We start from the raw sequence: 19,282 nt of genomic DNA on the forward strand, positions 1-19,282 counted from the left end.
GCGGAGGCTGGGCTTCCATCAAATCACGAATCACCAATCACGAATCACGTCCTTCAGTCCAGCGCGGCGATCCTGAGTTCTTCGGCTTCCAGCCAGACCTGCACCGCCTTGCCGTGCAGTTCGCGGGGAATGTCTTCGAGCACCTTGTAGTGCCCGGCGACGGCGACCAGCTCGGCCTGGAACACGCGGCAGAAGATGCGCGCCCGGGGATTGCCCTGCGCGCCCGCCAGGGCGCGCCCGCGCAGCGGGCCGTAGATGTGGATCGAGCCGTCGGCGAGCACCTCGGCGCCGGCGCCGACCGCGCCCAGCACGGTCAGGTCGCGGCTGTCGGCGTAGATCTGCTGGCCGGAGCGGACCGCGCCGGCCTGCACCAGGCCCGGCTGCGGGGTGCCCGCCGCGGCGGGCGCGACCGGGCCCGGGGCGGCGGGTGCTGACGCTGCGGGGCGGGCGGGCTCGGGCGCAGGGGCCGGGGCGGCGCCGCCGTCGCGCTCGTACTGGGCGCGGAACTTGGCCAGCAGCGGCAGCCCGATCTCCTCGGCCAGGCGGCCGTTGTCGTTGCTCCCCCAGGCGAGCGCCACCGGCAGCACCCCTGCTCCGCGCAGGGCCTCGAGCAGGGCGCGGGCGCTGGCGGCGTCCGGAGTGGCGGCCAGGCCGCCGAAGTCGATCACCACCGCGGCCCGGGCGAACAGGTTGGGGGCGCGCCTGACCCGGTCGCGCATCTCCGCGGCCAGCCGGTCGGGATCGAGGGTGCGCACCCGCAGGTTGGCGATGCCGACCTGGCCGAACTTCAGTTCCCCCGCGGGCTCGTAATCCGGACTGGCCGCCACGCTCAGGTCCCCGTCGAGCGCTGCGCCGGACCGGGCAGGTGCCGGGTGCGCCGCAGCCAGGGGGTATCGGGAAGCGCATCGCCGTAGCGTTCGCGCACCCAGGCGTAGCTGCACAGCTCCTTGGTGAGCATCGAGGCGCGCACGGCGGTCTCGGGCATGACGTGCTGGCCGACCTCGTGGAAGCCGAAAGCGCCGTGGAACAGCCGCGCCGGATCGTTGTCGTGCTCGATGAAGACCTCGCAGGCCAGCAGCGGGTAGCGCACCTCGGCATAGCTCTGGACGTCGGCGTAGAACGCCCGGCCGACGCCGCCGCCGCGGCGGCGGCTGGCGACCACGATGCGGTCGATGTAGAAGAACGCCCCGTACTGGCGGGCGAACCAGCGGAAATTGCTGCTGTCGTGGCTAGAATCGGAGCCGAAACCGACCAGGAAGCCGGTCAGGTTGCCGTCGCGCTCGGCGACCCTGAAGTACTCGGCGGTATCGAAGAAACGCTTCAGGCGGGAAGCGTCCAGCGGCAGGATGGTCGGGCCAGCGGCGTTGTTGAGGGCGAGGATGGAATCCAGCTCGTGCTCGCGCACGTCGCGGATGACGATCGACATTGCCTGACTTCCTCGCTTGCATGCACACGGGGGTGGCCGCGGCTCGCCGCGGCCGGGCCGTCCGGGCGCGCCTGCGGAACGGGGATTATCGCATGCCGGGCGGGCCTCGGCGACTTGCCGGCATGACTTCTGGTGGGCCCGCGAGGGTGCATTTGCGCCTACCATCGGGGCGGCGCGCGCAGCCTGCCGTGCCGGCCCCCCGGGGTCCGTCCCGCGTTCGCGCCGCCCAGGTCTCCACACGCCCCGCCATGATCGCGCACCTGAACCACAACCGTCTGCTGCGCTACGCCGGCATGTTCACCTGGGGCGTCATCGGGCTTCCGCTGGTGATGCTGACCCTGCTGCCGGTGGACCAGGTGACGGTGGCGGAGGAGTCGGCGCTGGCGATCGGGCGCTGGCGGGTGTGGGTGGCCTGGGCCATGTTCGGCTTCTGCTACGCCTGGCTGACCCGCAGCCTGGGCGAACGCCGCATCACCGCGGTCGACCACGGCCTGGTGCTGCTGCTCGCCGCCAGCGCGATCGCGATCAGCTATTACAGCCAGAGCGGGCTGGGCAGCATCCTGCTGATGGTGGTGGCCTGCGTGCTTCCGTGGCTGCTGCCGCTGTGGGCCGGGGTCGCGCTGCTGGTGCTGTGCGAGCTGGTGATCGTGCCGGTGTACGTGCGCGGCTTCGACTTCTCCTGGGGCGAAGCGGTGCTGCAGGCCGGCCTGTACGTCGGCTTCACCGGCTTCGCCTTCGTCACCGGGCTGGTGGCGAGGCAGCAGACCCAGGCTCGCGACGAGCAGCGCCGGCTCAACTCGGAGCTGCGCGCCACCCGCGCGCTGCTGGCCGAGAGCGTCCGCGTCAACGAGCGCACCCGCATCTCGCGCGAGCTGCACGACCTGCTGGGCCACCACCTGACCGCGCTCAGCCTCAACCTGGAAGTCGCCAACCACCTGACCGGCGGCGCGGCGCAGGAGCACGTGAGCCAGGCCCATACCCTGGCCAAGCTGCTGCTCAGCGACGTTCGCGAGGCGGTGAGCCAGCTGCGCGACGACGACGCCATCGACATGGTGGCCACGCTTCGCCCGCTGGCCGAGAACGTGCCGGGCCTGCGGGTGGACATGGATCTGCCGGAGCCGTTCCTGATCGACGACGCCGAGCGCGCGCACGTGCTGTTGCGCTGCACCCAGGAGATCATCACCAACACCGTGCGCCACGCCGAGGCCGGCCGGCTGTGGCTCGGCTACAGTGTGACCCGCGGGATGCTGCGGCTGGACGCGCGCGACGACGGGCGCGGCGCCGAGATCGCCGCCATCGGCAACGGCCTGCGCGGCATGCGCGAGCGGCTCGCGGCCTATGGCGGCAGCGTGGAGATAGAAACCGCGCCGGGGCAGGGCTTCGCACTGCACATCCTGATGCCGCTACGCGAGCCGGCCGAGCCGCTGGCGCTGGCGGCAGGACAATGAACGCCGCGAGGCGAGTGACGAGCAACGGGAGAAGGCGATGATCCGCGTATGTCTGGTGGACGACCAAACGCTGGTGCGGCAGGGCATCCGCTCGCTGCTGGCGCTCGACGACGGCATCGAGGTGGTGGCCGAAGCCGGCGACGGCAAGCAGGCGATGGAGGTCGTACCCCAGGCCGCGCCGGACGTGGTGCTGATGGACATGCGCATGCCGGTGATGTCGGGGCTGGAGGCGCTGCAGAACCTGTCGCGGCTCGGGCAGCTGCCGCCGACCATCATCCTCACCACCTTCGACGACGACCAGCTGGTACTGGCCGGGCTGAAGGCGGGGGCCAAGGGGTACCTGCTCAAGGACGTGTCGCTGGAGCAGCTGGTGGGGGCGATCCGCACCGTGGCCGGCGGCGGATCGCTGGTGCAGCCGGCGATGACCCAGCGGCTGCTCTCCGGTCTGGAGCACATGCGCAACGAGTTCGTCAGCCTCGACCGCCCGGATCCGCTGACCGACCGCGAGACCGAGATCCTGCGGCTGATGGCGGGGGGCTTCTCCAACAAGGAGATCGCCAATTCCCTCGGGGTCGCCGAGGGCACGATCAAGAACCACGTGTCGAACATCCTGTCCAAGCTCGGGGTCCGCGACCGGACCCGTGCGGTGCTCAAGGCGTTCGAGCTCAAGCTGGTCTGAGCGGCATTGTCCCGCGGACACCTGCCGCCCGGGATCGCCGGGGGCGGGGCGAGCCGCGAGCGCAGGCGGGACGGCGGATGGGCCGCGGCGAATGCGTCGGTGCGCCGTCACCGCCGCGTCATCGGGCCATGCGGGGATGGGCGCTTCGCGTGGGCCGTGCTACCGTGCGCGGCTTGCTCGCCCGTGACGGCACAAGTTGCTACGATTGCCGACCTGCGCCCGGCAAGGTCGGGTCCGGTCCTGGAGAACCCTGAATGACCCGTTTGCTTGAGCTTCTGATTTCGCTGGTGATTGTGGCGGTGCTTTTCGTGGTGGTCGGCGTGCTGCTGCCGTCCGAGCGCAACCTGGTGGAACAGGTGGAGACCAACCGCCGCCAGACGATCGTCTTCGACACGATCAACAGCTTCCGCCGGTTCGACGACTGGCATCCGATGGTGCTCCAGGACCCGGCCATCGAGCTCAACCGCTCCGGCCCGGACGAGGGCGTGGGCGCCCGCCTCGACTTCAGCTCGGACAATCGCAACATCGGCGACGGCAGCTGGGAGATCGTCGCCTCCGAGCCGCGCGAGCGCGTCGAGATCGCCATCACCGACGAGCACCGCGGCAGCGACAAGAGAACGGTGTTCACCCTGCGTCCCACCGGGCGCGGCGGCCGCAACATGGAGATCACCCAGACCTACCACGTCGAGTACGGCTGGGACCTGATCGGCCGCTACGCCGGCCTGTACGTCAGCCGCAACGTCGGCGACAACATGCAGCTGGGGCTGCGCCGGCTGTCCAACATGCTCGCCTCGGTGCCCAACGTGGACTACGCGACCGAGGGCACCACCCTGCGCGGGATGACCACCGAGGAGCGCCCCGCCGAGGACCTGCTGGTGGTCAAGGCCGGCGCGATCGAGCGCAACAACCAGAAGATCCAGGATTCGATGGAAGCCAACATGGAGTGGATCAACCGCACCATGGCCGCCAACGACCTGGAGGCGGCCGGTCCGATGCGGATCGTCTCCACCGAGCTCGGCCGCGAAACCTACACCTTCGACGTGGTGCAGCCGGTGCGCCGCCAGCGCGATGGCGACGACGGGAACGGCGAGGACCAGGCCGAGACCCAGGACGACGAGGCCGCCGATGAAGACGCCGCGCAGAGCGAGGACGGCGAGGCGGAGGGCGAGCGCGTGCTCGACAACACCCCGGTCCCGGTGGTCGCCGCCGAGGGCGAGGAGCTGCAGGATCTGGAGCTGCTCGGCCCGGTCGAGTACGTTCGCAGCGAGCCGAGCCTAGTCGCCAAGGGCCGCTACACCGGCTACATGGCCGAGCTGGAGAACGTGCGCAACGCGCTGCGGGCCTGGGCGATGACCCAGGGCCACGAGGCGGTCGGCCGTCCCTACGAGATCTACATCGACGGCATCGACGCGGCGTTCACCCAGGATGGCGAGTACGAGGTGTTCTGGAACCTCAAGCAGTAGGACGGCGCTTGCCGTCGCTTGCGTTCCGGACCACGGCACGCCGCACCCCCGGGGTGCGGCGTGCCGCGTTGGGGCTCCTGACGCCATGAGCCGGGTGCACGCGGCCAGCCGATCTCCGCTCGCCGCCGCCGGTGCCGCCGCCGCGGCGATGGCCGTCGGCCTGTCGGCCTGGGCGGCGCACGGGCTGGAGGGGGCCGATCAGGTACGGATGCAGACCGCGGCGCTGTACGCGTTCGGTCACGGCGTCGCGCTCGCGGCGCTCGCGCCGCGGCGGCGCGGGCGCGCCGGCAGCGCCGCGCTGGCGCTGCTGCTGGCCGGGGTGTCGCTGTTCTGCGGCAGCCTGGCCGGAGCGGTCCTGTTTCGCTGGCCGACCCCGGCCGCCCCGTTGGGCGGCATGCTGATGATCGCCGGCTGGCTGCTGCTGGCCGCGGATTTCCTGCGCCAGCGGAGTCCCGGCTGATGCCCCGCCATCGGCGCGGGTTCGATACCGCTGCCGCGCACGCGCACCTGTCGGCGCGCGACCGCCGGCTGGGACGCTGGATGGAGAGGATCGGCTATCTCGAACCCGAGCCGCGCTGGCGCCGGCCGTTCGATCCGGTCGATGCGCTGGCGCGCGCGATCCTCTACCAGCAGCTGAGCGGCAAGGCCGCGGCGACCATCGTCGGCAGGGTGGAGGCGGCGATCGGCAGCCGGCGCCTGCACGCCGACACCCTGGCGGGGATCGACGACGCCACGCTGCGCGCCTGCGGCGTGTCCGGCAACAAGACGCTCGCGCTGCGCGACCTGGCGGCACGCGAGCTGCGGGGGGAAATTCCCACGCTGCGGCGGATGTCGGTGCTGCACCAGGACGAGATCGTCGCCGCGCTGGTGCCGGTCCGCGGGATCGGCCGTTGGACCGTGGAAATGATGCTGATGTTCCGGCTCGGGCGCCCCGACGTGCTGCCGGTCGACGACCTGGGCGTGCGCAAGGGCGCGCAGATCGTCGACCGTCGGGAAACGATGCCGACGCCGAAGGAACTGCTGGCGCGCGGCGAACGCTGGGCGCCGTACCGCACCTACGCCAGCCTGTACCTGTGGAAGATCGCCGATTCGGCCGCCGGTGCCGGCGCGCCGACGAAACGCTCCCAGGAGTAGCCTCGGAACCCGCGGCCGCGGGCGCGTCAGGGCGGCAACAGCCGCCAGTGCCAGGGTTCGTAGACGATGCCGTGGGGGTTGTCGCGCGGGTAGCTCATCGCGAAGCCATGGGCGGCGGCATGGGCACGCAGCCAGGCGAACGCCGCGGTGCGCTCGAACGACTCCTCCGCCGGGGGCGCGCCCGGGGTGCCGAGATCGAGGGCCAACCCGGAATGGTGCTCGCTGTAGCCGGGCGCCGCGTTGACCCGCAGGATCTCAGTCACGTGCTGCCCGCGGGCGCGCTTGCGCTCGAAGATGCCGAGCTGGTAGTCGTGGCTGCGATAGCCGGAGATCGCCTCCAGCGCCACCCCGTCGCGCCTGGCCGCATCGCGCATNNNGGCGCGCGCCGCCGCCTCGTGCAGCCACAGCGGCCGGCGGAATCCGTCGAGGCCGGCGAACCGCAGCCAGGCGGGCTCCGCGACCAGCTCCAGCCCGGTGCGGGTGGCGTAGGCGTCGGGATCGATGCCGAGCCGCGCCAGGCGCTCGCGCAGGCGGCGCATCGGCAGCGTCGGGACGCGCCCGGCGCCGCCGCCGCGGCGCGGCGCCGGCTCGAGCGCGGCCAGCGCCTGCGCGACGCCCGCTTCGCGGTGCCAGCCCGGCATCAGGCCGGTCATGCCCTCCGCCAGCTCCGCGGCGAGGGGGCGGCCGTCGCGCTTGCGGCGCAGCACCCGGCGCGCGCGGGCGAGGATGCGCGCCTCGCGGCTGTCGCCGGGGCGCAGCAGCCGCGCCGGCCACAGCTCGATGTCCGGGGTGTTGAGCAGCAGGTCCGGTGGTGGGCGCATCGGCGCAGCCTATCCGTGCCGGGCGCCGGCGGCCAGTTCACGCAGCCGTTCCAGCAGCGCGCGGGGCTGGCGCGGCTGCAGCAGCAGGACATGGCCGCGGGTGGTCGGGAGCAGCAGCACGCGGCCCCCGCCCGCACGCGCGACGAACGCCTTGTCGCGGTTGCGCAGCCGGAACCAGCCGCTCTGGAAACCGGGCAGGGCGGTGCCATTGGTCTTGAGCATCGGCCTGAACTCGCCGCGTTCCCCGAGGTCCACGACGCGCGCCTGCTCGAGTTCCAGTTCCTCCAGGCCCAGGTGCTGTCGATAGAACGTGGTGAGGATCTCCAGCCCATCCGGGCCCACGCGCAGGCAATGGCGGCGCAGCCTTCGGCCGATCCCCCACCAGACCGCCACGGTGACCAGCGCCGCCCCGCCGCCCACCAGGGCCGCGGTGAGCGGGACGCTGCCGCCGATCAGCCGCTCGGGCGGATCGACGGTCGCGGCCAGGGCCACCGCCACCCCGATCGCCGCCAGCGGCAGCGCCAGCGCCAGGACGTTCCACCATTGGCGGGTGCGCGCCGACGCCGGTTCGAGCTGCAGGGCGGGGTCCATCAGCCGGCGCCCTGCGTCGCCAGCAGCAGGCCGGCGGCGAGCGCCAGCGCGCAGGCCAGCAGCAGCGAGGCGACGATGGCCCGGGCGTGGCGCGGAAAGCGCCGCTCGATCAGGGCAACGATGTGCAGCATGGGGCGTCCTCCGTCTCGATGGCTTGGTGATCCCAACGAGTCATTTCGATGCTCCTTTGGTCGGGTTTCCCTGCGGCCGTCCCGCGGCGGGCGAGCGACCGTCAGCGCCGGTCGCCGGGGTCGGCCGGTTCCGAGGGGCGCGGCAGGCGTCCTTCCCTGCGCAGCGCCTCGCGCAGCACGTACTCGATCTGTGCATTGAGGCTGCGCAGCTCGTCGTCGGACCAGCGCTGCACCGCCGCGAGGATCTCCGCGTTGATGCGCAGCGGATAGCTCTTCTTCAGGCTCAATGCCGCCCGCCTCCCCGCCTGGAGCGCAGCGCGTCGACCAGCACCGCCAGGCCGAGGCCATTGACCGCCAGCGCCAGGACCACGGCGACGGCCACGACCCGGCCGCGGTCGCCGCCGGCCCAGGCCAGGCCGACCGCCCCGGCGAGAATCGCCACCCCGACCAGCCGCATCAGCCTGGCGAGCCGCGGGCGGTCGGCGCCGAACGCACGCGCGGCCAGGAAAGCCGGCAGGCTGCTGGCGGCGACGATCATCGGCAGGAGCAGGCCGTCGGGCATCGCCGGCTCAGTACAGCGATCCGGCGTTGACCACCGGCTGGGTGCCGCGGTCTCCGCACAGCACCACCAGCAGGTTGCTGACCATCGCCGCCTTGCGCTCCTCGTCGAGCGCCACCACGCCGCTCTTCTGCAGTTCGGCCAGCGCCATCTCGACCATGCCGCAGGCGCCGGCGACGATCCGCGCGCGCGCCGCGACCACCGCGTTCGCCTGCTGCCGCTGCAGCATGGCGTGGGCGATCTCCGGCGCGTAGGCGAGGTGGCTGATGCGCGCGTCCAGCACGTCCACCCCGGCCGAGGTCAGGCGCTCGTCCAGGTGCTCCTTGAGGCGGTCGGAGATCTCGGCCGGATGGCTGCGCAGCGAGATCTGGCCGTCTTCGTGTTGGTCGTAGGGATAGCTGGTCGCCATCGCCCTCAGCGCGGCTTCGGACTGGATGTGCACGAAGCTCTCGTAGTCGTCGACGTTGAACACCGCCTCGGCCGAATCGACCACCTTCCACACGACCACCGCGGCGATCTCGATCGGGCTGCCGTCGAGCTCGTTGACCTTCAGCTTGCCGCTCTCGAAGTTGCGTACCCGCAACGACACCTTGCGCTTGCTGAAGAAGGGGTTGTTCCAGCGCAGTCCGTTGTCGTGCACCGTGCCCACGTACTTGCCGAACAGGCTCAGCACGGCCGACTGGTTGGGCTCGACCATGTACAGGCCGGCCAGGCACGCCGCCGCGATCGCACCGGCCAGGACGGCGCCGGCGACCCGGGGTCCGCCGCCGTCCCCGAGAACCACGACGGTGAAGATGGCATAGGCGCACGCCAGCAGCACGGCCAGCAGCGCCAGCAGCACCGGGATGCCGGGCAGCGAACGGATCGGGTTCTCTTTCATCGGAACTCTCCTGCCCCCCATGGGCGTCGATATATTGATATCAGAATGATATCTGACAGTAAAGTGCCCAGCGCGCAGCCGGGGCCGGGCGGCCACCCCGAATACAATGGCCGCCCCTTCGCGACGGAGCCCCGCATGGTCGACCTCGGCACCCCGCTGTCCCCCGGCGCCACCCGCGTGCTGCTGCTGGGCTCGGGCGAGTTGGGCAAGGAGGTGGCGATCGAGCTGCAGCGCCTGGGCGTGGAGGTGATCGCCGCCGACCGCTACGCCGATGCCCCGGCCATGCAGGTGGCGCACCGCAGCCACGTGCTCGACATGCTCGACGGGGCCGCGCTGCGCGCGCTGGTGGCCGAGGAGCGGCCGGCGCTGGTGGTCCCCGAGATCGAGGCCATCCACACCCCGACCCTGGTCGAGCTGGAGCGCGAGCTCGCCGCCGCCGGCAGCCGGACCCGGGTGATCCCCACGGCGCGCGCGGCCTGGCTGACCATGGACCGCGAGGGCATCCGCCGGCTGGCGGCGGAAACGCTCGGCCTGCCGACCTCGCCCTACCGGTTCGTCGACACCCGCGAGCAGTACCGCGCCGCGGTGGGGGAGATCGGCCTGCCGTGCGTGGTCAAGCCGGTGATGTCGTCCTCAGGCAAGGGCCAGTCGGTGGTCCGCGGCGAGGCCGACGTCGACCGGGCCTGGGACTACGCCCAGACCGGAGGCCGCGCCGGCGCGGGGCGCGCCATCGTCGAGGGCTTCATCGACTTCGACTACGAGATCACCCTGCTCACCCTGCGCCATGCCGGCGGCACCGATTTCTGCGCACCGGTGGGCCACCTGCAGCGCGATGGCGACTACCGCGAGAGCTGGCAGCCGCAGCCGATGTCGGCCGTGGCGCTGGCCCGTGCCCAGGAGATCGCCCGCCGCATCACCGACGACCTGGGCGGCTGGGGCCTGTTCGGCGTCGAGCTGTTCGTCGGCGGCGACGAGGTCTGGTTCTCCGAGGTCTCGCCGCGCCCGCACGACACCGGCCTGGTCACCCTGGCCTCCCAGGAGCTGAGCCAGTTCGCGCTGCACGCGCGCGCGATCCTCGGCCTGCCGGTGCCGTCGATCCGCCAGCTCGGCCCCGCCGCCTCCTGCGCGCTGCTGGCCGAGGGCAGCGGGGTGCCGGTGTTCGGCAACGTGGAGGCGGCGCTGCGCGCGCCGGACTCGGCGCTGCGCCTGTTCGGCAAGCCGCGGGTCGAAGGCCAGCGCCGGGTCGGCGTGACCCTGGCGCGCGGCGACGACATCGACCACGCTCGTCGGCTCGCCCGCGAGGCCGCCGCGGCGATCTCGATCGCGCTGCGCTAGGGCGTGTCGCAAGCCGCCAGGCGGCGGTCGCGGCCCGCGCGACCCGTCCACGCCATCATTGCGTCGATCGCGCGCGCGGCGTCGCGCCGGCGGCATCGAACCACGAACCGGGAGCTCGCATGAACGCACACCACGGCTATGCCGTGTTCTTCTACCCGCAGGCGCTCGAAGCGCTGGGCGAGGCGATCAAACCCTACCTGCGCGAGAGCGGGATGGGCGCGCACGTGGCCTGCGACGAGATCGACACCGGCGGCGCGATGATCGAGATGACCCTGCGCGGGCGCACAGAGCAGGGCGGTGAAGTCACCGTCGAGCTCATGGTGCCCGGCAGCATGGTGCGGATGATCGTCTCCACCCAGAGCGACGGCAGCTTCGGCTTCGGGCCGCGCACCGCCGCGCCAGCCGCCGTCGCGGGGGCGCCGACCGCCGGGGAGGCATAGCCGGCCGGGCGCTTGGACTGAAGGCGGCCGCCGCCGGTCGCGCGCTGTGCGCTAGTCCGTCCCGACCGCGAGCGGCCTGACGTCCACCCACACCAGGCGGTGGTCGGTGCCGTCGACGATCGCCGCTGCCGGCGCGCCGGGCGCGGGCCAGAACACCCCGCTGCGCACCACCGCCCAGCCGGTCGACGGCAGCACGTAGTCGAGCCGCAGCGGGCCGACCGGACCGAAATCGCCGGTCGCGCTGGCCGGATCGCCGCGGCGCATCCCGGCGACTGCCGGGGCGTTCCGCGCGGCCGCCACGGCGCCCTCGCTGGAGGGCGCGGCGTGGGGCAGAACGCGCGGATGCCGCAGCAGCTCCAGGATCGCCTCGTGGCGGCCGTCGCCGTCGGCCGGGTCGTTGTTGAGATCGCCCAGGATCACGAAGCGCGCAGCCTGCTCCAGCCCGCCGCAGCGCCCGGCATCGTCGCAGAGCCACGGCCGCTCGCCGTGCGAGAGATACTCGCTCCATAGCCGGATCTCGTCGGCATTGCGCGCGCCGTTGCGGTCTTCCGGACCGTCGAACACCGGCGGGGTGGGGTGCGAGGCGAGCACGTGCAGCCGCCCCGCCGGGGTCCGCACCGGCACGTCCCAGTGCGACTTGGACGACAGCCGCAGCTGCGCCCACACCGCATCCGGGTGCCAGGGCGTGCCCGACACCGGATCGACGGGCCGGCGCGCCCCGGGCATCGCGGCCCAGCGCAGGCGCTGGAAGGTGCGGGCCGCGGCGTGGTCGATCGGATACTTCGACAGCAGCAGCATCCCGTACTGGCCGGGGTGCAGCCCATAGCCCCAGGCGTCGTTGCCGCGGGCGCGTCCCTCGGCGCCGACCCCGCCGTCGCCGTCCAGGTCCAGGCCGCTGGGCACGCCGGTGTTGACCGGGGCGAAGTACCGGTAGCGGTACTGCAGCGGGTCGCCGCCGCCCGGCTGCGGCGCCTCCAGGTAGCCGCGCTGGAACAGGTCGGCGGCGCGCCCTTCGGCGTCGTGGTCGAACTCGTTGAGCAGCACCACGTCCGGGCGCACCCGCTGCAGCACCGCCGCCACCTTGCGGGCCTCGGCGTCGTTCGCCTGCAGGCGGCGCAACAGCCCGCCGGGCTGCTCGGAGTAGAGCGAGACGTTGTAGGTGGCCAGGCGCAGTTCGGGTTCGGACATGGCTTCGCGGTAGCTGTGGGGATCGCCGTGCACCTTGACGCGCAGGCATCCGGCGCCGGCGAGCAGGGCGGCCGAGACGATCAGGGTGGCGCACAGGCGGAAAGATGGGTTCATGGGCACGGAAGCGGGAGGAGTGGGGTGGGGCGGCCGGGCCGTCGCGCGGCGCGGATCGGAACCGCTAGGGAACGCTCTCCAGCGGAGCCCAGCGGCGGCCGTCGAACGCCTCCAGCGGGCGGAACCTGCGCTTGTAGTCCATCTTGCGATGGCCGTCGATCCAGTAGCCGAGGTAAAGATGGTCGATGCGCTCGCGCCGCGCCCACTGGATCTGCTGCAGGATCGCCAGGGTACCGGGGCTGCGCGCGGCTTCGTCGGGATCGTAGAAGGTGTAGACCGCCGAAAGCGCGTCCCCGGCGAGGTCGGTAGCGGCCAGCGCGAGCAGCCGCCCGCCGAGGCGCAGTTCGAGGAAGCGGCCACTGGTCCAGCTGCCGAGCAGGAACTGGTCGAATTCGGCCGCCCCATGGTCGTCCATGCCGCCAGCGGGATGGCGGGCGCGCAGGTAGCGCCGGTACAGCGCCAGCCGCTCGTCGCTGCGTTCGGCCGGGACCACGCGCGCCTCGACGTCGGCGTTGCGCGCCAGGCAGCGGCGCTGGCCGCGGTCGGGGGTGAAGCGCGCGACCGGAATGCGCACCGCGACGCAGGCGCGGCAGCCCTGGCAGTGCGGCCGGTAGACGATATCGCCGGAGCGGCGAAAGCCCCACTGCAGCGCCTGCGGGTAGAACTGCGGAAGGCGCGGATCGCGCGGGTCGAGCACCAGGTCGCGGGCGACCCGGTCGGGCCAGTAGCCGCATGGGTGCAACCCGGTGTGGAACAGCCGCAGGGAATCCGGGTCGCCGATGCTCATGGCGCCGGCCAGTCGGGAGCCAGTGGCCAGGAAAGTACGGCGGCCGCGGCGCCCGCGGCGGCTCCTGCGACCAGGTCGCGGGGAAGGTGGCGCGCCAGTGCCAGCCGCGACCACAGCACGGCGATGGCGAACGCCAGCACGGCGGCCCCCGCCCAGGCCGACCAGCGCAGCAGCATCGCCCCGCAGAACACCGCGAACGCCGCGTGCAGCGACAGCTTGCACCAGCGCGAAGACAGGATCGCCGCGGCGACGATCGATGCCGACAGCGCGAGGTACAGCGCCACGTTCGGCGCCGCGTGCAGTGCCAGCAGCGCGGCGACCGCCAGCACCGGCAGCAGGAACAGGTTCAACGAACGTCGCTCCGCGGTGTCGCTGGCGTCGACGTGGGCCCAGCGCCCGGTGCGCACTCTGCGCCAGGACCAGCCCATGACCAGCGCGGCCGCAGCGGCGAAGCCCGCCGCGGTCGTCGCGGCCCCCGGCATGCCGCTCGCGACCGCCGGCAACAGCAGCGCCAGGGGCAGCATCAGCAAGGGGTGGCCGAGGATCGAGACGGGACGGGCGAGGGCGTGCTTCACCGCGCCAGCATACCCCCGGCGATCGCGGCGGCCGCGACTGTCGGCCCCCTGAACAGGACCATCCGGCTGTCAACGGCTCGGACGGCTCCGGCGTTGTCCCTTGCACATGCGGCGCGCTGCCGCGGCCACGGAGACCCCGATGAAATCCACCATCCTGTTCACGGCCACCCTGCTGGCGCTGACCGCGTTCGGCGCCGCCGCCGCGGCGCACGCCGCCACTGACGCGCCCGGCCAGGCGCGGATGAAGCCGGACGCCAATGGCGACGGCGCGATCGACCGCACCGAGGCGGCTGCGCACCCGCGCCTGGCGGCCCGTTTCGACCAGCTCGACCGCAACGGTGACGGCCGCCTCGATGCGGGCGAGCGCCCGGCCCATCGAGGCAACGGCAAGCGTGGCGAGCGCGGGCATCCGGGCCGGATGGGCGGCATGGGCCGCGGAGGCATCGCTCGCCTGGACACCGACGGTGACGGCCGCATCGGCCGCGCCGAGATCGAAACGGCCCCCGCGGCTGCCGGAGCCGACGGTTCGCGTGGCCATGGCGGCCATGGCGGTCGGCAGCATCTGCTGCAGAACTTCGCGGCCATCGACGCCGACAACGATGGCCACATCGTGCGCTCCGAGCTGCGCGCCTGGCACCGGGCGCAGCGTCCGCAGCGCCATGCGGCCATGGCGAATCGCTTCGACGAACGCTTCAAGGCGGCCGATCTCAATGGCGACGGCAAGCTCAGCCGCGTCGAGGTCGAGGAGAAGATGCCGCGGATGGCCGCGGGCTACGCATGGATGGACGAGGACCGCGACGGCTTTCTCTCGCGCGCGGAGCTGGAGCCGCAGCCGATGCGTTGAATCGAGAGCGTTGCAGGAAAATGGTTGTCTAAAGTCGGCAGTCTCCGCCCGCGTGCTCGTCGCACGCGGGCTCTTTTTTGCCCTGGCTCAGGGGTCCGCGCTCTCGTAGCGGCCGCGCATGAAGCTGACGTAGAGGAAGCCGAAGCGCCCGTACCAGTCGCGCTCGTCGAAATGTTCCGCCTCGCATTCGCCGAGCTGGCGCATCGCGCTTTCGAGGTTGTCGAGGTATTCGCGCGACTTGCTGCGGTAGGTGTTGCGCAGGCTGCCGGTGGCCTGCTCGATCTGCGGCTTGCCGCCCAGTTGCCAGGCCAGGCCGGACATGCCGTGGAACCCGGAGGCGCTGTCGCCGAAGGCGGTGGCTTTCTTCGCCATGGTGAGGTGAGAGTGGGTGATCGACCAGGCGCGGTGCAGCCAGAACCGGTTGAAGTCGATGCGTTCCACGGCGCGCGCGTAGCAGGCGTTGCATTCGTCCGATTCGGCGCAGCCCGAAGGCACGGTGGGCCCTTCGCCGAGATCGGGATCGTAGGCGCCGTCGCCATCGTCCAGGGCGTCGAACGCGCGGCGGAAGTCGACGTAGGAATCGTAGGTCTTGAGCGCCCACAGGGCGTTGCGGACGCCTGCCTGCACGCCCCTGTCCACGGCGGTCCGGTACTCCGCTTCCCGGGTGCGGCGCCTCGAGTCGTCGGTCGCGCGCTGGCCGCGGGTGTCCCGTTCCAGGTCGTTGCGGTCGTTCATGCGCCGCCACTCGCGCCAGTCCTCCACATCGCTCGCCTCCAGCCCCGCCGGCGATGTCGGTCCATTGGCGCCGGCGCTCGCGCACCAGCAGGCGGCCAGAATCAGGGCGAACACCGGTCGCAAGGCGGTCATGCCCGTTTCCTCCGCAGCACCAGTGCTGCCGTCAGCGCGAGCGCCAGCAGGGCCAGCACCAGGCCGGACCACAGCCACCAGCGCGGCCCAGGGGCGGCCGCGTACTCGCTGGCCGGCACCACCACCGGGCGCAGCTGCGGCTCGACCTCCTCGCCCACCCAGACCACCAGCTGGTACGGCGCGCCCGCGCTGTCGGCGCGCACCGTGGCCTGGAACTCGCCCTCGGTCCGGAAGCGGAAGTTGAGCAGCCCCTCGCCGTCGTCGCCGGTGCGGCCGCGCCGGACCGGCTGGTCCCAGGCGTACTTGGTCAGCAGGAGCTCCACGGGGGCGGCGGCGTCGGCGCCCATCAGCGTGACCGACACCGGGGTCAGCACGTTCAGTCCGTCGAGGAAGAAACGGTGACCCTCCGGCACCGCCTCGCCGCGCACCACCTCGACGCGGCCGTGGTCGACGCCGCGCATCGGCTCGGGCTGCAGGCGGAACACCCGCGGCGCGCCGCCGTCCTGGGCCGGGGCGGAGGCTGCCATCGATAGCAGCGCGAGCGCGAGCGCCGGTGCGGGCGCGCGGCGCGGACGCCTGCGCAGTGGACGGGTTGACATGGCGCCTCCTGGCAGTGGCTTCTCCCAGGCATACGCGATTGCGGGCGCGAAGTGGCCAGCCGCCGGCCGGGGCGGCTCAGGCGCCCTGGAGGTGCATGATCGCCAGCAGGCCGAGCACGCAGAGGTTGCTGATCACCGCACCACTGGGCCCGAAGGTCAGCCGGTAGGCGAGTTCGCGCTTCCACGCGCCGTCGGGGTTGCGCGCCGAGTCGCGGCGCACGAGCGGAGCCATCAACCGTGCCAGCGGACCGAGCAGCTGATAGGTAGCGACCGCCAGTGTCGCCAGCACCGCCGCGTAGGCGGGAATGCGGCTGGTGAACGCGAAGGCCAGGGCCACCGCCGCGGCGAGCATCGCCAGGCAGGTCCAGAGATAGGTGTTGTAGCAGCGCAGGATCGCCCGGCGCTCCTGCGCGTTGTCGGCGTAGCGGGCCAGGAACCGGCGGCACAGCCAGGCGGTGAGCAGGCCGCTCAGCAGCCCGCCGCCGGCGGCCGCGGCGCTGCCGCCCAGCAGCAGCTTGCCGAGGATGCCGCCGGCCACGGTAGAGCCGGCGGTGGTGAGCCCGGCGGCCGCGGCCGGCTTGGTGAAGCCCCCCAGGGCGGCGACCACGGTCAGTGCGAAGGCGGTGCCCGGAGCGCTGCCGCTGGCGAACTCGCGGAAGCGTTCCACCAGTTCGGTGCGCAGGCAGCGCCGCGCCCGCGACAGCCGCTTGCGCACCGCGGCATCCGACAGCCCCAGCAGCTCGGCGACCTGGCGCGAGTTCTGGCCCTCGCGGTAGTACAGCAACAGCACCTCGCGGCTGTCCTCGGGCAGCTCGGAGATCAGCTCCGCGGCGACCGCCTGGCGCTCGGCATCGATCAGCTGTCGCACCGGGGTACCGGCCGGGTCGGCGGCGCGCGAGATCGCCAGCTCCGCGACCTCGCCATCGAGCGGGCGCCGTCGGCTGGCCCGGAGATGGTCGTGCGCCAGATTGCGGGTGATCTGCCGGAGCCAGGGCAGGAAGCTGCTCGGGCTGTTGAGCCGGCCCAGTTGCTGCCACGCCTTCAGGAACGCCTCCTGGGCGATGTCCTCGCTGGCCGGTACGTCGCGGGTGATCGCCAGCGCCACCGCGGTGACGGTGTTCTGGCTGGCCGCGACGATGCGGCCGTAGGCGTGCGGGCAGCCGGAAGCGGCGGCCGGCAGTTCGCGGCCGATCAGCCGCTCGATGGGCGCTTCCAGGGCCTCTGCGGGGACTGCGGACATGGCGGTATCCGGTGCGGGTCTGCGGTCAGGACGCTCGCCGGTCGGTGGATGTGACCGGGCCGGAGGGGCGCCCCGATCCTGAGCCTACCGCGCCCGGGCGCGGCGCGCTCGGTGGGGTGGCCCGGCCGGTGCCTCGCCGGCAAGCCTGGGGCGTGCCCTCAGGTTCCCAACGAGCGCGCCAGCACCAGCGCCACCAGCACCGCGATGCCGACCAGCAGCATCCGCCGGTAGCGGACGATCTTCTGTCCGGTCGGCGCGGGCGTTGCACGGGCGCCCGGGATCCGGCCGGGCGTGTAGGCCGTGGCGAGATAGCTGTCGGTCACCGGCCGGGTGGTCGGGCCGCTCAGGCCGCTGGCTCGCATGAGCTCGCGTGCGCGCGGCTGGTCTTCCGAGTGGGTGACCCAGACCGCCGGCTGGGGGCCGCTGTTGGCGCCCTCGCGGTAGCTGAAGGTGCGGCGGCGGCCGCTCTTGTAGGAGCGGCCGTTGGTGATGCGCACCTCGATGCCCTCCTCGCGCAGCAGTTGTGCGACCTTTTCGACGTTCTCGAGGCGCTGGCTGCTGAAGATCTGCCTCATGGCGTGTGCTCCGTGGCCGGCGCGGCGCCCGCGGTCGCGGCGGTGCGGATCAGGCCCTCCTGGCAGGTGCTGGCGACCAGGTGGCCCTGGCGATCGTAGATCAGCCCGCGCGCGAGGCCGCGCGCCGCGTGCGCGCTGGGACTGTCGATGGCGTAGAGCAGCCACTCGTCGGCGCGGAACGGACGGTGGAACCACAGCCCGTGGTCGAGCGAGGCCATCTGCACGTCCGGCTGGTAGTAGCTGATCCCGTGGGGGAAGGTGGCGGTGCCGAGCAGGTGGAAGTCCGAGGCGTAGGCGAGCAGCGCCCGGTGCAGTTCCGGCGCGTCGCCGACGCGTTCGGCGAGCCGGAACCAGACCTGCTGCAGCGGCGACCGCCGCGGCGGGTGGAGCTTGTCGCGCCAGTCGCCGCCGGTGTTGCCGACGTGACGGAACTCGAACGGCCCGGTCCGGTCCAGCCACCGCTGGATCTTGGTCGGCAGCGTCGCCAGCACGTCCGCCGGCACCGGCGCGGCCGCGGGCGTGTCCTCGGGCGCGGGCACTTCGGGCATCGGCAGCTGGTGCTCGGCGCCGGTTTCGGCCTGCTGGAACGACGCCGCGCAGAAGAAGATCACCTTGCCGTGCTGCACCGCGGTGACCCGGCGCACCGAGAAGGTGCCGCCGTCGCGGGTCCGGTCGACCTCGTAGACGATCGGGTGGTCGACGTCGCCCGCGCGCAGAAAGTAGGCATGCAGCGAATGCGCCGCGCGTGGATGGCTCATGGTCGCCTGCGCCGCCGACAGCGCCTGCCCCAGCACCTGCCCGCCGAACACGTAGCGGGTGCCGATGTCGCGGCTCTGGCCGCGGAACAGGTTCTGCTCAAGCCGCTCCAGCGACAGCAGCTCGATCAATTCGGAAACGGGCGATTGCATGGGAACGCGACGCGACGGGGAACGGCCGATTATAGACGGTACGTGGGCGCGGCCCGCCCGGGCCGCCGCCAGCCCGGCAGGAGCTCAACGGCGGTAGCGTTCCAGCGGTACCGCCTCCAGGAGCCGCGCCCAGGGGAACAGCGGGCCGGGATCGCACTTGCGCGCCACGTCCAGGGTCGGGTCGTCGCTGGCCGCGACCCGCTCGGTGTCCAGGTCCTCGTGTCCCGCGATCAGCCGGAGCGCCGGCAGCGACCGCCGCAGGTGCAGGAGCAACTCCGCGAGTGCGTCGAGCTGCGCCGCGGGATACGGTTCCTCCATCGCCTGGTGCCGGGAGTCGTACCAGTGCGGGAAACGCCCGCGGTTCACCAGTTCGATGCCGACCGAGCGGTGGTTCCAGCCGCGCACGTGGTGGGCGATCCGCTCGGCGGGCACGTACTCGACGATCGCCCCGTCGCGGTCGACGTACCAGTGGCCGCTGGCGCCGGTGCCGGCCTCGGGATAGAGCACGCGTTCGCCGTACTGGCGCGCCGCCGCCAGGTCCGGCAGCTCGGTGCAGTGGATCACCACCAGGTCGATGTCCGTCAGCGGCCGCGACGGCAGCCTGGCCACGTACGCCAGCGGCTGCGACGCGATCGGGGGTGCGGTGGCGGAGCCGTGCGACATGCGCCGGATGCTAGC

At 72.6% G+C, this 19,282-nt stretch carries 25 protein-coding genes; 8 read left to right on the forward strand and 17 right to left on the reverse strand.

Annotation, left to right across the window (positions count from 1 at the left end):
* Positions 1-53: 53 nt before the first annotated feature.
* Both minC and QFW77_RS14010 read right to left on the reverse strand, forming a co-directional pair.
* Complete coding sequence (gene minC, locus QFW77_RS14005; RefSeq protein WP_280575385.1) at positions 54-827, reverse strand: septum site-determining protein MinC; 774 nt, start codon at positions 825-827, stop codon at positions 54-56.
* Positions 828-829: 2 nt separating this feature from the next.
* Positions 830-1,426 (reverse strand): GNAT family N-acetyltransferase, encoded by a 597-nt coding sequence (locus tag QFW77_RS14010; protein WP_280575386.1) that lies wholly within the window; start codon positions 1,424-1,426, stop codon positions 830-832.
* A 248-nt stretch (positions 1,427-1,674) separates the two neighbouring features.
* Between QFW77_RS14010 and QFW77_RS14015 the strand changes: the two genes are divergently transcribed.
* The 5 genes from QFW77_RS14015 (at position 1,675) to QFW77_RS14035 (ending at position 6,150) form a co-directional block, all read left to right on the forward strand.
* Complete coding sequence (locus tag QFW77_RS14015) at positions 1,675-2,874, forward strand: sensor histidine kinase (protein WP_280575387.1); 1,200 nt, start codon at positions 1,675-1,677, stop codon at positions 2,872-2,874.
* 37 nt (positions 2,875-2,911) lie between these two features.
* Complete coding sequence (locus tag QFW77_RS14020; RefSeq protein WP_280575388.1) at positions 2,912-3,553, forward strand: response regulator; 642 nt, start codon at positions 2,912-2,914, stop codon at positions 3,551-3,553.
* Between the two features lie 254 nt (positions 3,554-3,807).
* A complete protein-coding gene (locus QFW77_RS14025) occupies positions 3,808-5,016 on the forward strand; it encodes a polyketide cyclase (RefSeq protein WP_280575389.1) in 1,209 nt (402 codons plus the stop codon).
* An 85-nt stretch (positions 5,017-5,101) separates the two neighbouring features.
* Entirely contained in the window at positions 5,102-5,476 is a 375-nt protein-coding gene (locus tag QFW77_RS14030) for a DUF423 domain-containing protein (protein WP_280575390.1), read from the forward strand.
* Positions 5,476-6,150, forward strand: a complete 675-nt coding sequence (locus QFW77_RS14035) for a DNA-3-methyladenine glycosylase family protein (protein ID WP_280575391.1) — start codon at positions 5,476-5,478, stop codon at positions 6,148-6,150. The genes QFW77_RS14030 and QFW77_RS14035 overlap by 1 nt, the downstream gene beginning before the upstream one ends.
* A gap of 26 nt (positions 6,151-6,176) precedes the next feature.
* Here the strand turns inward: QFW77_RS14035 and QFW77_RS14040 are convergent, their stop codons facing one another.
* From QFW77_RS14040 to QFW77_RS14065, 6 genes are all read right to left on the reverse strand, one after another.
* The gene (locus QFW77_RS14040; RefSeq protein ID WP_280575392.1) at positions 6,177-6,971 is read right to left on the reverse strand and encodes a M15 family metallopeptidase; all 795 of its coding nucleotides are present in this window, start codon (positions 6,969-6,971) and stop codon (positions 6,177-6,179) included.
* A 9-nt stretch (positions 6,972-6,980) separates the two neighbouring features.
* A complete protein-coding gene (locus tag QFW77_RS14045; RefSeq protein ID WP_280575393.1) occupies positions 6,981-7,562 on the reverse strand; it encodes a hypothetical protein in 582 nt (193 codons plus the stop codon).
* Positions 7,562-7,693, reverse strand: a complete 132-nt coding sequence (locus QFW77_RS14050) for a hypothetical protein (protein WP_280575394.1) — start codon at positions 7,691-7,693, stop codon at positions 7,562-7,564. Before QFW77_RS14050 ends, QFW77_RS14045 begins: the two co-directional genes overlap by 1 nt.
* 101 nt (positions 7,694-7,794) lie before the next feature.
* Positions 7,795-7,980 carry a type II toxin-antitoxin system antitoxin gene (locus QFW77_RS14055; protein ID WP_280575395.1) on the reverse strand — a complete coding sequence of 62 codons (186 nt, stop codon included), beginning with the start codon at positions 7,978-7,980 and terminating at the stop codon, positions 7,795-7,797.
* On the reverse strand, positions 7,977-8,255 hold the full coding sequence (locus tag QFW77_RS14060; RefSeq protein ID WP_280575396.1) for a hypothetical protein: 279 nt from the start codon (positions 8,253-8,255) through the stop codon (positions 7,977-7,979). Before QFW77_RS14060 ends, QFW77_RS14055 begins: the two co-directional genes overlap by 4 nt.
* 7 nt (positions 8,256-8,262) lie before the next feature.
* Entirely contained in the window at positions 8,263-9,132 is an 870-nt protein-coding gene (locus QFW77_RS14065; protein WP_280575398.1) for an SPFH domain-containing protein, read from the reverse strand.
* Positions 9,133-9,267: 135 nt separating this feature from the next.
* Between QFW77_RS14065 and purT the strand changes: the two genes are divergently transcribed.
* Both purT and QFW77_RS14075 read left to right on the forward strand, forming a co-directional pair.
* Entirely contained in the window at positions 9,268-10,467 is a 1,200-nt protein-coding gene (gene purT / locus QFW77_RS14070; protein WP_280575399.1) for a formate-dependent phosphoribosylglycinamide formyltransferase, read from the forward strand.
* A gap of 119 nt (positions 10,468-10,586) precedes the next feature.
* A complete protein-coding gene (locus QFW77_RS14075) occupies positions 10,587-10,907 on the forward strand; it encodes a hypothetical protein (RefSeq protein ID WP_280575400.1) in 321 nt (106 codons plus the stop codon).
* A 51-nt stretch (positions 10,908-10,958) separates the two neighbouring features.
* Here the strand turns inward: QFW77_RS14075 and QFW77_RS14080 are convergent, their stop codons facing one another.
* From QFW77_RS14080 to QFW77_RS14090, 3 genes are all read right to left on the reverse strand, one after another.
* Entirely contained in the window at positions 10,959-12,209 is a 1,251-nt protein-coding gene (locus QFW77_RS14080; RefSeq protein WP_280575401.1) for an endonuclease/exonuclease/phosphatase family protein, read from the reverse strand.
* A 64-nt stretch (positions 12,210-12,273) separates the two neighbouring features.
* Positions 12,274-12,996 (reverse strand): arginyltransferase, encoded by a 723-nt coding sequence (locus tag QFW77_RS14085; RefSeq protein WP_280575402.1) that lies wholly within the window; start codon positions 12,994-12,996, stop codon positions 12,274-12,276.
* On the reverse strand, positions 12,993-13,571 hold the full coding sequence (locus QFW77_RS14090) for a phosphatase PAP2 family protein (RefSeq protein ID WP_280575403.1): 579 nt from the start codon (positions 13,569-13,571) through the stop codon (positions 12,993-12,995). The genes QFW77_RS14085 and QFW77_RS14090 overlap by 4 nt, the downstream gene beginning before the upstream one ends.
* Before the next feature lie 139 nt (positions 13,572-13,710).
* On the opposite strand from QFW77_RS14090, the gene QFW77_RS14095 reads away from it, so the two are divergent.
* On the forward strand, positions 13,711-14,415 hold the full coding sequence (locus tag QFW77_RS14095; protein ID WP_280575404.1) for an EF-hand domain-containing protein: 705 nt from the start codon (positions 13,711-13,713) through the stop codon (positions 14,413-14,415).
* 87 nt (positions 14,416-14,502) lie between these two features.
* Here QFW77_RS14095 and QFW77_RS14100 read toward each other — a convergent pair whose 3' ends face one another.
* From QFW77_RS14100 to QFW77_RS14125, 6 genes are all read right to left on the reverse strand, one after another.
* Positions 14,503-15,282 carry a hypothetical protein gene (locus QFW77_RS14100; protein ID WP_280575405.1) on the reverse strand — a complete coding sequence of 260 codons (780 nt, stop codon included), beginning with the start codon at positions 15,280-15,282 and terminating at the stop codon, positions 14,503-14,505.
* The gene (locus tag QFW77_RS14105) at positions 15,279-15,881 is read right to left on the reverse strand and encodes a hypothetical protein (RefSeq protein ID WP_280575406.1); all 603 of its coding nucleotides are present in this window, start codon (positions 15,879-15,881) and stop codon (positions 15,279-15,281) included. The genes QFW77_RS14100 and QFW77_RS14105 overlap by 4 nt, the downstream gene beginning before the upstream one ends.
* A gap of 76 nt (positions 15,882-15,957) precedes the next feature.
* Entirely contained in the window at positions 15,958-17,121 is a 1,164-nt protein-coding gene (locus QFW77_RS14110) for an RNA polymerase sigma factor (protein WP_280575408.1), read from the reverse strand.
* Positions 17,122-17,279: 158 nt separating this feature from the next.
* Complete coding sequence (locus QFW77_RS19170; protein WP_425603336.1) at positions 17,280-17,696, reverse strand: putative signal transducing protein; 417 nt, start codon at positions 17,694-17,696, stop codon at positions 17,280-17,282.
* Positions 17,693-18,604 carry an acyl-CoA thioesterase gene (locus QFW77_RS14120; RefSeq protein ID WP_280575410.1) on the reverse strand — a complete coding sequence of 304 codons (912 nt, stop codon included), beginning with the start codon at positions 18,602-18,604 and terminating at the stop codon, positions 17,693-17,695. Before QFW77_RS14120 ends, QFW77_RS19170 begins: the two co-directional genes overlap by 4 nt.
* An 84-nt stretch (positions 18,605-18,688) precedes the next feature.
* Positions 18,689-19,267 carry an N-acetylmuramoyl-L-alanine amidase gene (locus QFW77_RS14125; RefSeq protein ID WP_280575411.1) on the reverse strand — a complete coding sequence of 193 codons (579 nt, stop codon included), beginning with the start codon at positions 19,265-19,267 and terminating at the stop codon, positions 18,689-18,691.
* Positions 19,268-19,282: the final 15 nt, after the last annotated feature.

Origin of the sequence: Luteimonas endophytica, from assembly GCF_029887875.1 — a bacterium.
In the GTDB taxonomy this organism is placed as follows: Bacteria; Pseudomonadota; Gammaproteobacteria; order Xanthomonadales; family Xanthomonadaceae; genus Luteimonas; species Luteimonas endophytica.

What these genes read in the sequence shown, in the direction of transcription:
- QFW77_RS14105 (WP_280575406.1), bottom strand. Translation starts at nt 15,881, where the DNA reads ATGTCAACCCGTCCACTGCGCAGGCGTCCGCGCCGCGCGCCCGCACCG.
- QFW77_RS14085 (WP_280575402.1), bottom strand. Translation starts at nt 12,996, where the DNA reads ATGAGCATCGGCGACCCGGATTCCCTGCGGCTGTTCCACACCGGGTTG.
- QFW77_RS14125 (WP_280575411.1), bottom strand. Translation starts at nt 19,267, where the DNA reads ATGTCGCACGGCTCCGCCACCGCACCCCCGATCGCGTCGCAGCCGCTG.
- QFW77_RS14065 (WP_280575398.1), bottom strand. Translation starts at nt 9,132, where the DNA reads ATGAAAGAGAACCCGATCCGTTCGCTGCCCGGCATCCCGGTGCTGCTG.
- QFW77_RS14015 (WP_280575387.1), top strand. Translation starts at nt 1,675, where the DNA reads ATGATCGCGCACCTGAACCACAACCGTCTGCTGCGCTACGCCGGCATG.
- QFW77_RS14075 (WP_280575400.1), top strand. Translation starts at nt 10,587, where the DNA reads ATGAACGCACACCACGGCTATGCCGTGTTCTTCTACCCGCAGGCGCTC.
- QFW77_RS14020 (WP_280575388.1), top strand. Translation starts at nt 2,912, where the DNA reads ATGATCCGCGTATGTCTGGTGGACGACCAAACGCTGGTGCGGCAGGGC.
- QFW77_RS14080 (WP_280575401.1), bottom strand. Translation starts at nt 12,209, where the DNA reads ATGAACCCATCTTTCCGCCTGTGCGCCACCCTGATCGTCTCGGCCGCC.
- QFW77_RS19170 (WP_425603336.1), bottom strand. Translation starts at nt 17,696, where the DNA reads ATGAGGCAGATCTTCAGCAGCCAGCGCCTCGAGAACGTCGAAAAGGTC.
- QFW77_RS14120 (WP_280575410.1), bottom strand. Translation starts at nt 18,604, where the DNA reads ATGCAATCGCCCGTTTCCGAATTGATCGAGCTGCTGTCGCTGGAGCGG.
- QFW77_RS14010 (WP_280575386.1), bottom strand. Translation starts at nt 1,426, where the DNA reads ATGTCGATCGTCATCCGCGACGTGCGCGAGCACGAGCTGGATTCCATC.
- QFW77_RS14110 (WP_280575408.1), bottom strand. Translation starts at nt 17,121, where the DNA reads ATGTCCGCAGTCCCCGCAGAGGCCCTGGAAGCGCCCATCGAGCGGCTG.
- QFW77_RS14100 (WP_280575405.1), bottom strand. Translation starts at nt 15,282, where the DNA reads ATGACCGCCTTGCGACCGGTGTTCGCCCTGATTCTGGCCGCCTGCTGG.
- purT (WP_280575399.1), top strand. Translation starts at nt 9,268, where the DNA reads ATGGTCGACCTCGGCACCCCGCTGTCCCCCGGCGCCACCCGCGTGCTG.
- QFW77_RS14095 (WP_280575404.1), top strand. Translation starts at nt 13,711, where the DNA reads ATGAAATCCACCATCCTGTTCACGGCCACCCTGCTGGCGCTGACCGCG.
- QFW77_RS14060 (WP_280575396.1), bottom strand. Translation starts at nt 8,255, where the DNA reads ATGCCCGACGGCCTGCTCCTGCCGATGATCGTCGCCGCCAGCAGCCTG.
- QFW77_RS14045 (WP_280575393.1), bottom strand. Translation starts at nt 7,562, where the DNA reads ATGGACCCCGCCCTGCAGCTCGAACCGGCGTCGGCGCGCACCCGCCAA.
- QFW77_RS14050 (WP_280575394.1), bottom strand. Translation starts at nt 7,693, where the DNA reads ATGCTGCACATCGTTGCCCTGATCGAGCGGCGCTTTCCGCGCCACGCC.
- QFW77_RS14030 (WP_280575390.1), top strand. Translation starts at nt 5,102, where the DNA reads ATGAGCCGGGTGCACGCGGCCAGCCGATCTCCGCTCGCCGCCGCCGGT.
- QFW77_RS14035 (WP_280575391.1), top strand. Translation starts at nt 5,476, where the DNA reads ATGCCCCGCCATCGGCGCGGGTTCGATACCGCTGCCGCGCACGCGCAC.
- QFW77_RS14025 (WP_280575389.1), top strand. Translation starts at nt 3,808, where the DNA reads ATGACCCGTTTGCTTGAGCTTCTGATTTCGCTGGTGATTGTGGCGGTG.